Source organism: Streptomyces sp. PA03-1a (assembly GCF_033792805.1).
Lineage (GTDB): Bacteria > Actinomycetota > Actinomycetes > Streptomycetales > Streptomycetaceae > Actinacidiphila.
This window is the reverse complement of sequence record NZ_JARAVO010000034.1, coordinates 13719-27309: the sequence shown is the minus strand read 5'-3', so window position 1 is coordinate 27309 and position 13591 is coordinate 13719. Positions and strand designations below refer to the sequence as shown.

The following is a 13591-nucleotide window of genomic DNA, read 5'->3' as shown; positions in this document are numbered from 1 at the left end:
AAGGGGGGTGGGCGGGAGGCGGTGGCGGGGTCAGCGGGCGGAGCCGGCCTCGCCCGGCTTCCAGCGGAAGAGCCGCTTCTCCAGGAAGGTCAGCAGGCCCTCGGCGAGCAGCGCGACGACCGCCAGGATCGCCATCGCGGCGTACACGCCGGCCGAGTTGAAGGTGCCCTGCGAGGCGGCGACCAGCAGGCCCAGGCCCTTGGTGGCGCCGATGTACTCGCCGACGATGGCGCCGATGAGGGCGAAGCCGAAGCTCACGTGGAGGCTGGTGAAGATCCACGAGGTGGCCGAGGGGATGACGACCTGGAAGGTGACCTGACGGTCGCGGGCGCCCAGGATGCGGGAGTTGGCGACCAGGTTGCGGTCGACCTCGCGGGCACCCTGGAAGGCGTTGAAGAACACCGGGAAGAAGACCAGGACGACGGCGGAGGCCACCTTGGAGGCCGGGCCGAGTCCGAACCAGATCAGGAAGATCGGCGCGAGCACGATCCGCGGCAGCGCGTTGAGCACCTTGATGTACGGGCCGAGGACGTCGGAGAGGAAATGGATCCGCCCGAGGGCGATGCCGAGCACCACGCCCGCGACGACGCCGATGACCCAGCCGAGCAGGGCCTCGTAGAGCGTGTACCAGATCTGCTCCCACAGGGTGCCCTGCGCGGTGCCGTCCACGGCCCAGGTGCGGATCTGCTCCCAGATCCTGGAGGGCATCGAGAAGTGGAAGGGGTCGACGGCCCCGGCCCTGGCCAGCCACTCCCACAGCCCGAGGACGGCGACCAGCAGCAGCACGCGGCTGCCGTGGACGAGGTAACTCCGGTTGCGGGCGGCACGGGCGCGCGAGCGCGCGCGGTCGGTGCCCGCGGGGTCCTTGGCGACGGCGGCCGAGGGGGCCGCCACGGTCTCAGGCGACATCGGCCGCACCCCTCTCGCGGGTGATGCGGACCTCTTCGCCGAGCGAGGCCCAGATCTCCCGGTAGATCTCGATGAACCGCGGCTCCAGCCGCACGGACTCGACCTGGCGCGGGCGCGGCAGGTCGATCTCGAAGACCTCCTTGACCGTGGCCGGCCCGGCGGTCATGACGACGACCTTGTCGGCGAGCGCGATGGACTCCTCCAGGTCGTGGGTGACGAAGACGACCGAGGCGCCCGTGCCGGACCACAGCTCCAGCAGCTCGTCGGACATCAGCGCGCGGGTCTGCACGTCGAGCGCGGAGAAGGGCTCGTCCATGAGCAGGATCTCGGGGTCGTTGACGAAGGTGGCGGCGAGCGCGACGCGCTTGCGCTGGCCGCCGGACAGCTGGTGCGGGTAGCGGTCCTCGAAGGCGGACAGGCCGACGCGGGCGAGCCACTCACGGGCCCGCTCCCTGGCCTCGGCCTTGGGCACGCCGCGGAAGCGGGGGCCGGCCATGACGTTGGACAGCACGGTCCGCCAGGGGAAGACGGCGTCCTGCTGGAAGACGTAGCCGACCTTGTCGCCGATGCCGCGCACCGGCTCGCCGGCGACCAGCACCTCGCCCTCGGTGGGCTCCTCCAGCCCGCTGACCAGGGTCAGGGTCGTGGACTTGCCGCAGCCGGTCGGGCCCACGACGGCCACGAACTCCCCGCGGCCGATGGTCAGGTCCAGGTCGCGGACGGCGGTGTGGAGGGCCCCGGACGGGGTCCGGAACGCTTTGCTCGCTCCCCGCAGTTCGATGGCGGGGCCGGTCTGTGTGCTCATGCGCCGGGACGGTAGGCGTGGTCCCGGCCACGGCGGCACCCTTGCAGTCACAACTGCGCCTTGTGCCCACAACCCCCTGTTCTGCTCGTTTTGCTCGCGCTTCAACAACGAAAGGGCCACGGGGGCTGGGCAGCGGGCCCCGGCCGCGTTTACGTTGCGTTCACAGCCGGGCGAACGGACGGGCGAATTCCGCAAAGGGCGCGGAAGACCGGGAAGGACAGGGGTGACGTAGATGCGCATCCGCTGGCCCCGCCGCGTCTTCGCCCAGGTGCTGCTCGTCCAGGTGGTCCTCACCACCGGCGTCATCACCCTGGCCACCGGGCTGTTCCTCGCCCCGCTCAGCTCCCAGCTGGACCAGCAGGCGATGCGGCAGGCGCTGTCGATCGCCCAGACCACCGCCGCGACCCCGGGGCTCGCCCACGACCTGGTCACCACGCGCCCGAGCGTCACCGGTCCGGTGCAGGAGGAGGCCGAGCGGATCCGCCGTGCCACCGGTGCCCTGTACATCGTGGTCATGGACACCCGCGGTGTGCGCTGGTCGCACACGGACGTCGCCCAGATCGGCCGGCACGTCTCCACCGACCCCAGCGTGGCCCTGTCGGGGCGCGAGATCATGCAGATCGACCGGGGCACCCTCGGGCGTTCCGCGCGCGCCAAGGTGCCGCTGCACGGGGCCGGCGGGAGGATCGTGGGCGCCGTGTCGGTGGGCATCGGGTACGACAGCGTGCGGGAGCGGCTGCTGGCCACGGTGCCGGTGCTGCTGCTGTACGCGGGAGCGGCGCTCGCGGTCGGCGTACTCGCGGCGCTGCTGGTGTCGCGGCGGCTGCAGCGCAGGACGCATGGGCTCGCCTTCGCCGACATCTCCGCGCTGCTCGACGAGCGCGAGGCGATGCTGCACGGCATCCGTGAGGGCGTCATCGCCCTGGACGCCCGGGGACGGGTGCGGCTGCTCAACGACGAGGCGCAACGGCTGCTCGGCCTCGGTCCGGACGCAGCCGGCCGCGCCCTGGACGAGGTGCTGCCCGCCGGGCGGACGACCGACGTGCTGGCCGGCCGGGTCGCGGGCACCGACCTGCTCACCGTCAGCGGGGCGCGGGTGCTGGTCGCCAACCGGATGCCGACCGGGGACGGCGGGGCGGTGGCCACCCTGCGGGACCGCACCGAACTGGAGCGGCTGGGGCGGGAGCTGGACAGCACGCACGGCCTGCTGGACGCGCTGCGCGCCCAGGACCACGAGCACGCCAACCGCCTGCACACCCTGCTCGGGCTGCTCGAACTCGGCCTGTACGACGAGGCGGTGGACTTCGTCGGCGAGGTCGCCGACGCCCAGCGGGCCTCCGCGGAGCAGGTCGCGGAACGGGTCAGGGACCCGCTGGTGTCCGCCCTGCTGGTCGGCAAGTCGGCGATCGCCGCGGAGCGGGGCGTGGCCCTGTCGGTCTCCCCCGTCACCCTGCTCCCGGACCGGGTCGTGGACCCGCGGGACCTGGTCACCGTGCTCGGCAACCTCATCGACAACGCCCTGGACGCGGCGGGTTCGCTGGTCGAGGTGGAGCTGCGCGCCGAGGGCACGACGGTCGTGCTGCGGGTGTCCGACGACGGCCCCGGCGTACCGCCCGAGGCCCGTGAGCAGATCTTCGCCGAGGGCTGGACGACGAAGCGGTCCCCGGCCCACCGCGGCCGCGGGCTCGGCCTCGCGCTCGTGCGGCGGCTCGCCGAACGGTACGGCGGCATGGCCCGGGTGACCGCCCGCGCGGGCGGCGGCGCGGTCTTCACCGTCGTCCTGCCGGAGGCGCTGGCCGGCGCGGAACTCACCTCGGCCGCGTCCGCGGCCTCCGGGGCGTCCGCGGGGGAAGCACGATGATCGACGTCATGGTCGTGGACGACGACTTCCGCGTCGCCGAGATCAACGCGGCCTACGTCGCCAGGGTCCCCGGTTTCCGGGTGACTGCCCGCGCCCACACCGCTGCCCAGGCGCTGGCGACGCTGGAGCGCATGCACGTCGACCTCGTCCTGCTCGACCACTACCTGCCGGACGAGACCGGCCTCACCCTGGTGCGGCGCATGCGGCAGCTCGGCCACAGCGCGGACGTGATCATGGTGACGGCCGCCCGTGACGTGGCGACCGTGCAGGCGGCGATGCGCTTCGGCGCGCTGCAGTACCTGGTCAAGCCGTTCAGCTTCGCCGGGCTGCGGGCCAAGCTGGACGCCTACGCGGCGCTGCGCCGCACGCTCGACGGAGTCGGCGGGCGCGGCGAGGCCGGCCAGGAGCAGGTGGACCGCATCTTCGGCGCGCTGCGCACGGCCGGTGCGGCACCGGCGGACCTGCCCAAGGGGCACTCGGCACCCACCGCCGACCTGGTGCGCAAGGTCCTCACCGAGGCCGCGCAGCCGCTGTCCGCCCACGAGGTCGCGGCACGCGCGGGCATCAGCCGCTCCACCGCGCAGCGCTACCTGAAGTTCCTGGAGCGCGAGGGCCGGATCAGCCTCACCCTCAAGTACGGCGACACCGGCCGCCCCGAGCACCGGTACGCGTGGGCGCGCACCGGCTGACCCGGTTCACCGGCGGGCGAGTTCACGGCTCAGCGCCCGCGCCGCCGCGCACACCACGGGCGCGACGCGGTCCGGCCGCAGCCCCCGCGTGGCGCCGGTGACGGAGACGGCGGCGACGGGGAAGGGACGCGGGCCCAGCCGCGGCCCGTGGACGGGGGCGGCGACGGCGGAGACGCCGACCTCGGCCTCCTCCCGGTTCACGGCGTAGCCGCGGGTCCGGGTGCGGACGAGGTCCTGCTGGAGCAGCCGCGGCACGACGATGGTCCGCGGGGTGCGACGGCGCAGCCCGCCGCCGAGCACCGCGGCCAGGCCGGGCGGGGTCCCGTAGGCGAGCAGCGCCTTGCCGGTGGCGGTGCAGTAGGCCGGGTGGCGGCCGCCGACCCGGGAGATGATCCGCAGGGAGCGGCGGCCGGTGAGCTTCTCCAGGAAGACGGCGTCGGCGCCGTCGACGACGGCGAGGAGCACGTTCTCGTGGGTGGCCTCGTACAGCTCCTCCATGAACGGCCGCGCCGCCTCGCGCAGCCGCCGGTGCGGCACCCGCTGGCCCAGTTCGAAGAGGGCGAGGCCGAGCCGGTAGCCGTCCGTCCCGCGCTCCACGAGCCCGACGGCGGTCAGTTCGGCGAGGAGCCGGTGCACGGTCGAATTGGGCAGGCCGGTGCGGGCGGCGAGTTCGCCGAGCGCGATCCCGTCCTCCCCCGCGGCGAAGGCGCCGAGCAGCGCGGTCCCGCGGGCCAGCATCGACCGGCTCTCCGTCACGGTCGCACCCTCGGCTCTCATGAGTGCCCCCGCAAGGGCACCTCGACCAGCAGCGGGCCGTCGAGCCCGCCCACCGCCGCGACCGTCCGCGCCAGTTCCTCCGTCCCGTCCGCACGGACCGCGGGGATGCCGAAGAAGCGTGCGGCCAGCCGCCAGTCGAGCTCGCCCAGGTCGAGGCCGGGGTGCGGGACGGAGGGGCTGCCACCACGGGTGTCGAGGGTGTCCTTCAGGGTGCGGTACTCGCCGTTGGCCATCACGACGAACAGGACCGGCACCCGGTGGTGCGCCGCGCTCCACAGCCCCTGCAGCCCGAACATCGCGCAGCCGTCCCCCAGCACGGCCACCACCGGGCGTCCGGGCGCGCCGAGCCGGTGGCCGACGGCCGCGCCGATGCCCCAGCCGAGGCCCCCGCCGACCGTGTGGACGAAGCCGCCCGGCCGGTCCCGGCGCAGCACACCGCGCAGGTGCACCCCGACGGTGATCGATTCCTCGACGAGCACCGCCTCCTCCGGCAGTGCGGTGGCCAGGGCGTGCGCGGCGGCGAGCGGATCGACCGGGGCACGGCGCCCCGCGGACCGGGCCCGCAGGTCGAGCCGGTCCCGCGCCTCGGCGTGGCGGGCGCCCGCCTCCCGTATCCGCTCGCGGGCGGTGTCCTCGGGGACCAGGCGGGCCAGGTGGCCGGCGAGCGCGGCCAGTGAGGAGTCCAGCGGCCCGGTGAGGCCGAGGGCGACGGGGAAGTTGCGGCCCGGTTCGGCGGGGTCGGCGTCGATCTGCACGACCGTCAGGTGCGCGGGGACGGGCGGGCCGGGAGTGTAGTGGTGCGGGGTGAAGGCCCGGCAGCCGGCGATGAGCAGCGCGTCGTGGCCCTTCAACCGCTCATGGATGCGGGCGTTGACGGGCGGCAGCGGTCCGGCGTAGAGCGGGTGGGAGCCGGGGAAGTCCAGGTGGTCGTTCATCGGCTGGTGGTAGGTGACCGCGCCGAGCGCCTCGGCGACCCGTACCAGCGCCCCGACAGCCCCGTCCCTGCCGACCCCGTCACCGGCGACGACCGCGGGCCGTCCGGCGGCGGCCAGCAGGGCTGCCGCCCGGTCGAGCCCGCCGGCCGGGCCGGGCGGCGCGAGGGGGGAGCGTGCGGGGACCTCCACGGGTGCGGCGTCCTCGAGGACGTCCATCGGCACGGAGACGAACACCGGGCCCTGAGGCGGCTGCCGGGCCAGCGCGAAGGCGCGGCGCAGCACGAGCGGCAGGTCCTCGGGGCGGTGCACCTCCTCGGCCCGTTTGGCCGCTCCGGAGGCGAGGGCGACCAGGTCCCCGGCGAGCATGGGGTCCTGGAGCAGGTGGCGCCGGTCCTGCTGGCCCGCCATGACGACCAGCGGGGTGCGGGAGCGCCGGGCGTTGAGCATCCCGATCAGGCCGTTGGCGGTGCCGGCGGCGATGTGCAGGCTGGCGAAGGCGGGACGGCGGGTGGCCCGGGCGTAGCCGTCGGCCATGGCGACGACCGAGCCCTCCTGGACGCCGAGGACGTACTCGGGCGAAGGGCCGGGCCCGGACAGCGCCTCGAGGAAGGGGAGTTCGGTGGTGCCCGGGTTGCCGAAGACCCGGTCCACCCCCTCGTCGGCGAGGATCTCCAGCAGGGCCCGCAGGGCGGTCGTCATGGCGGGTACGCCTCTCATACGCTCATGCCGCCGTCGACCGCGACGGTGGCTCCGGTGGTGAAGCTCGCGTCGTCGCCCGCGAGGTGGAGCACGGCGCGGGCGATCTCCTCGGGTGCCGCGTGCCGGCCGCGGGGGATCATCGCGTCGAACGCCCTGGCCGCGTGCTCGGAAGGCTGCCCGGTGGCGGCGGTCTCGATGCGCCGCATGAACGGGGTGTCGGTGGGGGCCGGGTGGATGGTGTTGACGCGGATGCCGCGGGCGGCGCACTCACTGCCGCGACGCGCATCAGCCCGGCCTGGGCGTGCTTGGCCGCCGCGTAGCCGCTGATGCCGGGGTCGGTGGTGAGTCCGGCGACGCTGGAGTTGATCATCACGGAGGCGAGGGTGACGATGAACGTCGGCAGCCCCGCCCCACATACGTCGCGACGAGGGCGTTGCCCGCCCCGGGCAGCGCCGACAGCACCAGCACCGCTGCGGCCGCCGCCCAGGGGGACCAGCCGTCGCGGATGTGGACCGCGCCGACGGTCACGCCGAGCGCGTACACCCCGCCGGCCGGCAGGTCGACCTCGCGCAGGGCGAGGGCGAAGACCATCCCGCCGCCATCAGCCCCACCTAGCAGGCGTTGTGGGCGGTCCCGGCCAGGTTGGACCGCGTCAGGAACTCGGGCTCGGCGATGCCCACGACGAGCACCAGCAGGACCAGTACCGCTGCCACGCCCGTCTCGTCGCGCAGCAGCCGACGCACACGGCTCGATGGCATGCCGCACAGCGTGGAGGCACCGCGGGCCTGCGGCAATCAGAGCGTTCCGCCAGGCGGAACGGGTGTCAGACCGCTCCGGCCCCGGTGAGCGAACGGACCTCGACCTCGGCGAACTTGTCCTCGTCGGCGCGCTCGCGGGACAGGACCGTGCCCAGCCAGCCCGCCGCGAAGCCCAGCGGGATGGACACCAGGCCCGGGTTCTCCAGCGGGAAGTACTGGAAGTCCACGCCGGGGAAGAGCGACTGCGGGCTGCCCGACACCACCGGGGACAGCACCACCAGCACGACCGCCGGGAGGAGACCCCCGTAGATCGCCCACACCGTGCCGCGGGTCGTGAACCTCCGCCAGAACAGCGTGTACATCAGCGCGGGCAGGTTGGCGGACGCGGCCACCGCGAACGCGAGCCCCACCAGGAAGGCCACGTTCTGGCCCTGCGCGAACAGGCTCAGCGCGATGGCCACCCCGCCGATGCAGACGGCGGCCACCCGGGCCACCCGCACGTCCTGGTTCTCCCGCCGCCTGCCGTCCGGTGCGGTCCCTCGACGGCGCAGCGTCGCGTGGAGGTCGTGGGCGACCGAGGCGGACGAGGCGAGCGTGATACCGGCGACGACGGCCAGGATCGTGGCGAAGGCGACCGCCCCGACGACCGCGAAGAGGACCGTTCCACCGGTGGAGCCCGCTCCCCCGCCCAGGTCGAGGGCGAGCAGCGGCACCGCCGTGTTCCCTGCGGCGTTGGACGCGCGCACGGTGTTCGAGCCGACCAGCGCCGCCGCGCCGAAGCCCAGCACGATCGTCATCAGGTAGAAGCCGCCGATGAGACCGATCGCCCAGACCACCGAACGCCGCGCCGAGCGTGCCGTGGGCACGGTGTAGAAGCGCGAAAGGATGTGCGGCAGCCCGGCGGTGCCCAGGACGAGGGCGAGGCCGAGGCTGATGAAGTCCAGCCGGTCGGTCCAGCTCTGCCCGTACAGCCTGCCGGGGGCCAGGAACTCCCGGCCCTGGCCGCTGCCGTCGGCGGCCGAGCGCAGCAGCGCTCCGAGGTCGCCGTGGAAGCGCACGAGGACCAGGACCGTGAGGGTGATCGTGCCGCCCATGAGGAGCACGGTCTTGACGATCTGGATCCAGGTCGTGGCGCGCATGCCGCCGAAGGCGACGTAGAAGACCATCAGCGCGCCGACGCCGATGACGGTCCAGGTGCGGGCGGCCGATCCCTGACCGCCGAGCAGGAGGGAGACCAGGCTCCCGGCGCCGACCATCTGCGCGACCAGGTAGAGCACGGAGACGGTGACCGCGGAGGTGCCCGCGGCGATCCGGACCGGGCGCTGGCGCATACGGGCGGTGAGGACGTCGGCGAGGGTGTAGCGGCCGCAGTTGCGGACCAGTTCGGCGACGAGCAGCAGCACGAACAGCCAGGCGACGAGGAAGCCGACGGAGTAGAGCATGCCGTCGTAGCCGAAGAGCGCGATGAGCCCCGAGATGCCGAGGAAGGAGGCGGCGGACATGTAGTCGCCGGCGATGGCGAATCCGTTCTCCAGCGGGGAGAAGAGACGGCCTCCGGCGAAGAACTCCACGGACGAGCTGCGCCGTCGGCCGGCCCAGGCGGTGATCGCCAGGGTGACGGAGACGAAGACGGTGAAGAGGACCAGCGCCAGGCCCTGGTGGTTGCCGGTCACCGCATCCGCTCCTGGGTGTCCCAGCGCAGGTCGAGGGCGGCCCGGTCCCGGCGCAGCCGAGCATGCCGGGCGTAGGCCCAGGTCAGGAGGAAGGTCGTGGCGAACTGGGCGAGGCCCAGGAGCATGGCCACGTTGAACTCGCCGACCAGCGGCCGGGCCATCAGTCGCGGCGCGGTCGTCGCCAGGACGAGGTAGAGCAGGTACCAGGCGAGGAAGGCGGCGGCCGCCGGGAAGACGAACCGCCGGTACCGGGAACGCACCTCCTGGAAGGGGCCGCTGGCCTGCACCTCGCGGTACACCCGGGCGTGCGCGTCGGCCGGGCGGGCCTGCGTCGGGAGGGAGACCGGCGGTGGCTCGGGGCCCTCCCACTCCCCCGCGGCCAGGACGTCGTACCAGGGGTCGTCCACCCACAGCCCTCCGGTTTCCGCCCGGTCGTGCTCTTTCACGAACTCTCCTCGCCTCACGGGCCGATCGGCCGTGCGCCCAAGCATGGACATTGCGGGAAGATCCGGGAGCCTCCAAGCAGAAACCTTCACCTCATCGGGTGATGGTCCCCCACTCCTGGGGGTGGGGAGGCTTCGGCGCCCTCCACGGGTGGGTGACCGCGGAGGGCGCCGGCACGGGGAACCGGTCCGTCAGGCGTCGATCCGCGAACGGTCGAGCGTGGCGGCGGAGTTGGCGATGAACTCGCGGCGCGGCGCGACCTCGTTGCCCATCAGCAGGTCGAAGGCGAGCTCCGCGCCCTCCAGGTCGCTGATGTTGATCCGGCGCAGGGTGCGGTGGCGCGGGTCCATCGTGGTCTCGGCCAGCTGGTCGGCGTCCATCTCGCCGAGACCCTTGTAGCGCTGGATGGAGTCCTTGTAGCGGATGCCCTTGCGCTCGAACTCCAGCAGCGTCTCGCGCAGCTCCCGGTCGGAGTAGGTGTAGACGTACTTGTCCTGCCCCTTGCGGGGGTTGGTCAGCTCGACCCGGTGCAGGGGCGGCACGGCCGCGAAGACCCGGCCGGCCTCGACCATCGGCCGCATGTAGCGCTGGAAGAGCGTCAGCAGCAGACAGCGGATGTGACTGCCGTCGACGTCGGCGTCCGTCATCATGATGATCTTGCCGTAGCGGGCCTGGTCGATGTCGAAGGTGCGGCCCGAGCCTGCCCCTATGACCTGGATGATGGCGCCGCACTCGGCGTTCTTCAGCATGTCCGTGACCGAGGACTTCTGGACGTTGAGGATCTTGCCCCGGATCGGGAGCAGCGCCTGGAACTCGGAGTTGCGCGCGAGCTTGGCCGTGCCCAGGGCCGAGTCACCCTCGACGATGAAGAGTTCGCTGCGGTCCACGTCGTCGCTGCGGCAGTCGGCCAGCTTGGCCGGCAGCGACGAGGACTCCAGCGCGGTCTTCCGGCGCTGCGCGTCCTTGTGCTGCCGGGCGGCGATCCGGGTGCGGGCCGCGGCGACGGCCTTCTCCAGGACGGCGCGGGCCTGCTGCTTGTCGTCCCGCTTGGTGGAGGTGAGGAACGCCTTGAGCTCGCGGGACACGACGTTGGCCACGATGCGGTTGGCCGCCGAGGTGCCCAGCACCTCCTTGGTCTGGCCCTCGAACTGCGGCTCGGCGAGCCGGACCGTGACGACCGCCGTCATGCCCTCCAGGGCGTCGTCCTTGACGATGTCGTCCTCGGCGACGCGCAGCAGCTTGGTGGCGCGCAGGACCTCGTTGAACGTCCTGGTGACGGCGCCCTCGAAGCCGCGCACATGGGTGCCGCCCTTGGGCGTGGCGATGATGTTCACGAAGGAGCGCAGCGTGCTGTCGTAGCCGGTGCCCCAGCGCAGGGCGACGTCGACGCCGAGCTCGCGGGTGACCTCGGTCGGGGTCATGTGGCCGAGCTCGTCGAGGACCGGGACGGTCTCCTTGAAGGTGCCGCTGCCGGTCAGCCGCAGCACGTCGCAGATCGGCTTGTCCGGGGTGAGGTACTCGGCGAACTCGCTGATGCCGCCGTCGAAGTGGAAGGTGTCCTCGACCGGCTTCCCGTCCTCCGAGCCGTTGTCGGGGCGCTCGTCGCGGACGACGATCGTGAGCCCGGGGACCAGGAACGCGGTCTGGCGGGCGCGCTGGTGGAGCGTGTCCAGGGAGAGCTTGGCGTCCTTGAGGAAGATCTGACGGTCCGCCCAGTAGCGGACGCGGGTGCCGGTGCGGGCCCGCGGCACCTTCTTGACCTTGTCCAGCCCGTTGCCCGGCTCGAAGGCCGCCTCGGGGCCGCCCTTGGCGAAGCTGCCGGGGACGCCGCGGCGGAAGCTGATCGCGTGCGTGTGGCCGCCGCGGTCGACCTCGACGTCCAGCCGGGCGGAGAGCGCGTTGACGACGGAGGCGCCGACACCGTGCAGACCGCCGGAGGCCGCGTAGGAGCCGCCGCCGAACTTGCCGCCGGCGTGCAGCTTGGTCATGACGACCTCGACGCCGGACAGACCGGTCTTGGGCTCGACGTCGACGGGGATGCCGCGGCCGTTGTCCCGCACCTCGACGGAGGCGTCGCCGTGGAGGACGACCTCGATGTGGTCGCAGTGGCCGCCCAGGGCCTCGTCCACCGAGTTGTCGATGATCTCCCACAGGCAGTGCATGAGGCCGCGGCTGTCGGTGGAACCGATGTACATGCCGGGGCGCTTGCGGACCGCTTCGAGGCCCTCGAGCACGAGCAGGTGTCGCGCGGTGTAGTTGGAGCCGTCACGATCTGCACCGGTCAGCAACGCGGTGGACGGCACGGATGTTTCGGCGGTCACGCGAACGTCTCCTCATGAAGTTCTTCAGCCGTATCGGTGAGAGGGTACCGAGGTCACGCACGGCCGTTTCGCCGCGACCCGGTACGGGCATCATGCTAGCCCCTTTTCGAAGGCATGTTCGATCCCTCGTTCGAGTGATACACATGTCACGTTCCCCTGGAGGCATGAACCATTTAGGCTCGGGGCACGTCCTCCTCAACAACCGGCTTCCGGGCCGGGGGGACACAACCGAACAATCTGACCAGTTCTGCCAGAACGACCCGAAGCCGACAGATAAGACGCCAGAGGATCTTTCGCCGCCAATCGGTAGCATCCGGCCGCTACAACGACCGTTTCCAAGGAAAAGACCTGAGCGGGAACACTTTGGGCCTGGTTGGATGTTGACCCTGGTACGACAGCTCGTCGAGCTAGAGAAGAGGCGACGTGACTACAGTTCTGACCCCCGCGAGCCCGCTGACGGCGGCGGACCGCTGCGACCGTTGCGGCGCCCAGGCCTACCTGCGCGTCGTACTCATCAGTGGCGGCGAGCTGCTCTTCTGCGCGCACCACGGGCGTAAGTTCGAGCCCGAATTGAAAAAGATCGCTACGGAGATACAGGACGAGACCGGTCGGCTCACCGCCACCCCGGCCGTCGCGGCCGAAGACGAACGCTGACGCGTAGCACTGCGACGAGCTCTCACGACGGGCGGCCCCCCTTCCGGGAGGCCGCCCGTCGGCTTGTCCGCCGCACGTCACGAAGAGTGCTGGCCGACCAGTCCCGCCACCGCCGAGACCCGGGTGTACACACCGGGATGCCCCGCCTGGGCGCATCCCGCGCCCCAGGACACCAGCCCTATCAGCCGCCCCTCCGCCACCAGCGGACCGCCGCTGTCCCCCTGGCACGAGTCGTGCCCGCCGGCCAGGTCGCCGGCGCAGACCATGTCGCTCCTCTGGTACTTGCCTTCCGTACTGCCCGGATACGCCTGCTCACAGACCGAGTCGGCGAGCACCGAGACGTTCGCCGCCATCAGGACGTTCGAGTAGGTCCCCAGACCCGCCGTGTCCCCCCAGCCGAAGACCTGTGCCGGCGTGCCCGCCTCGTAGGAGTTCACGTCCCCCGGTGCCGCCATGCGTATCGCGCTTCCCACGGGGAACGGCTCCGCGGTCGTGACGACCGCCACGTCGCCGCTGTTGGTCGTGGGGTCGTACGCGGGGTTGACCCAGACGTTGCGGACCGCCACTTCCCGGCCGCCGGAACCGGCGAGGTCCGTCCGCCCCGCGATGATGCGCAGGTCGGGCACCTGGTCCCAGTCCCCGCCCAGTGCGGTCGGACTGAAGCAGTGCGCCGCGCTGACCACGGTGTTCGGCCCGACGAGCGCTCCGCCGCAGAACTGCCCCGAGCGAGCCGTACCGTAGCGGGACCGGCTCGACAGGACCACCGCCCACGGGTGCTGCTCCGTGGTGACCGGCGTGCCACCTATGACACCGTTGTCGGCGCCCGGGGCGCCCGGGGCGTACTCCACCGCCGCGGCGGTGGCGGAAGCCGGTAGCGACAGCGCGAGCGCGGACCCGGCTATGAGCCCGCCGATCAGCGTGCTGATCGAGGAACGCATGCATTCTCCTCACCCTCCGGAATGCCCAGAACACCCACAGTGACGTGACGGGACGGGAGCCGCATCCGGAGAACTGTCCGGAAAATCCGACGGGCCCGCGGCCGCCGTGGCGGTCGCGGGCCCGTCCG

At 72.6% G+C, this 13591-nt stretch carries 14 protein-coding genes; 3 read left to right on the top strand and 11 right to left on the bottom strand.

What is annotated here, in order from left to right:
- Positions 1-30: 30 nt before the first annotated feature.
- Both PV341_RS10340 and PV341_RS10335 read right to left on the bottom strand, forming a co-directional pair.
- On the bottom strand, positions 31-909 hold the full coding sequence (locus PV341_RS10340; RefSeq protein ID WP_500357440.1) for an ABC transporter permease: 879 nt from the start codon (positions 907-909) through the stop codon (positions 31-33).
- A complete protein-coding gene (locus PV341_RS10335; RefSeq protein ID WP_499514476.1) occupies positions 899-1714 on the bottom strand; it encodes an ABC transporter ATP-binding protein in 816 nt (271 codons plus the stop codon). The genes PV341_RS10340 and PV341_RS10335 overlap by 11 nt, the downstream gene beginning before the upstream one ends.
- Positions 1715-1946: 232 nt before the next feature.
- On the opposite strand from PV341_RS10335, the gene PV341_RS10330 reads away from it, so the two are divergent.
- Both PV341_RS10330 and PV341_RS10325 read left to right on the top strand, forming a co-directional pair.
- A complete protein-coding gene (locus tag PV341_RS10330) occupies positions 1947-3575 on the top strand; it encodes an ATP-binding protein (RefSeq protein WP_500321948.1) in 1629 nt (542 codons plus the stop codon).
- Positions 3572-4264, top strand: a complete 693-nt coding sequence (locus PV341_RS10325) for a response regulator (RefSeq protein ID WP_500357438.1) — start codon at positions 3572-3574, stop codon at positions 4262-4264. Before PV341_RS10330 ends, PV341_RS10325 begins: the two co-directional genes overlap by 4 nt.
- Before the next feature lie 6 nt (positions 4265-4270).
- Here the strand turns inward: PV341_RS10325 and PV341_RS10320 are convergent, their stop codons facing one another.
- The 8 genes from PV341_RS10320 to PV341_RS10285 all read right to left on the bottom strand — a co-directional run bounded on the left by PV341_RS10320 (position 4271) and on the right by PV341_RS10285 (position 11871).
- Entirely contained in the window at positions 4271-5020 is a 750-nt protein-coding gene (locus PV341_RS10320) for an IclR family transcriptional regulator (RefSeq protein WP_500357436.1), read from the bottom strand.
- 17 nt (positions 5021-5037) lie between these two features.
- The gene (locus PV341_RS10315; RefSeq protein WP_500357435.1) at positions 5038-6675 is read right to left on the bottom strand and encodes a thiamine pyrophosphate-binding protein; all 1638 of its coding nucleotides are present in this window, start codon (positions 6673-6675) and stop codon (positions 5038-5040) included.
- A gap of 14 nt (positions 6676-6689) precedes the next feature.
- A complete protein-coding gene (locus PV341_RS10310) occupies positions 6690-7091 on the bottom strand; it encodes an SDR family oxidoreductase (RefSeq protein ID WP_500357434.1) in 402 nt (133 codons plus the stop codon).
- Complete coding sequence (locus PV341_RS10305; protein WP_500321955.1) at positions 7045-7266, bottom strand: hypothetical protein; 222 nt, start codon at positions 7264-7266, stop codon at positions 7045-7047. The genes PV341_RS10310 and PV341_RS10305 overlap by 47 nt, the downstream gene beginning before the upstream one ends.
- A gap of 20 nt (positions 7267-7286) precedes the next feature.
- Positions 7287-7433, bottom strand: coding sequence for a hypothetical protein (locus tag PV341_RS10300; protein ID WP_500357432.1), 147 nt, complete (start codon positions 7431-7433; stop codon positions 7287-7289).
- Positions 7434-7498: 65 nt separating this feature from the next.
- Entirely contained in the window at positions 7499-9106 is a 1608-nt protein-coding gene (locus PV341_RS10295; protein WP_500357430.1) for a monocarboxylic acid transporter, read from the bottom strand.
- Positions 9103-9552 carry a DUF485 domain-containing protein gene (locus tag PV341_RS10290; protein ID WP_500357429.1) on the bottom strand — a complete coding sequence of 150 codons (450 nt, stop codon included), beginning with the start codon at positions 9550-9552 and terminating at the stop codon, positions 9103-9105. Before PV341_RS10290 ends, PV341_RS10295 begins: the two co-directional genes overlap by 4 nt.
- Positions 9553-9741: 189 nt before the next feature.
- Positions 9742-11871, bottom strand: coding sequence for a DNA gyrase/topoisomerase IV subunit B (locus tag PV341_RS10285; RefSeq protein WP_500321961.1), 2130 nt, complete (start codon positions 11869-11871; stop codon positions 9742-9744).
- A 423-nt stretch (positions 11872-12294) separates the two neighbouring features.
- Between PV341_RS10285 and PV341_RS10280 the strand changes: the two genes are divergently transcribed.
- On the top strand, positions 12295-12525 hold the full coding sequence (locus PV341_RS10280) for a DUF7455 domain-containing protein (RefSeq protein WP_499514468.1): 231 nt from the start codon (positions 12295-12297) through the stop codon (positions 12523-12525).
- Between the two features lie 77 nt (positions 12526-12602).
- On the opposite strand, the gene PV341_RS10275 is transcribed toward PV341_RS10280, so the two are convergent.
- The gene (locus tag PV341_RS10275) at positions 12603-13463 is read right to left on the bottom strand and encodes a S1 family serine peptidase (RefSeq protein WP_500357427.1); all 861 of its coding nucleotides are present in this window, start codon (positions 13461-13463) and stop codon (positions 12603-12605) included.
- Between the last annotated feature and the right edge of the window lie 128 nt (positions 13464-13591).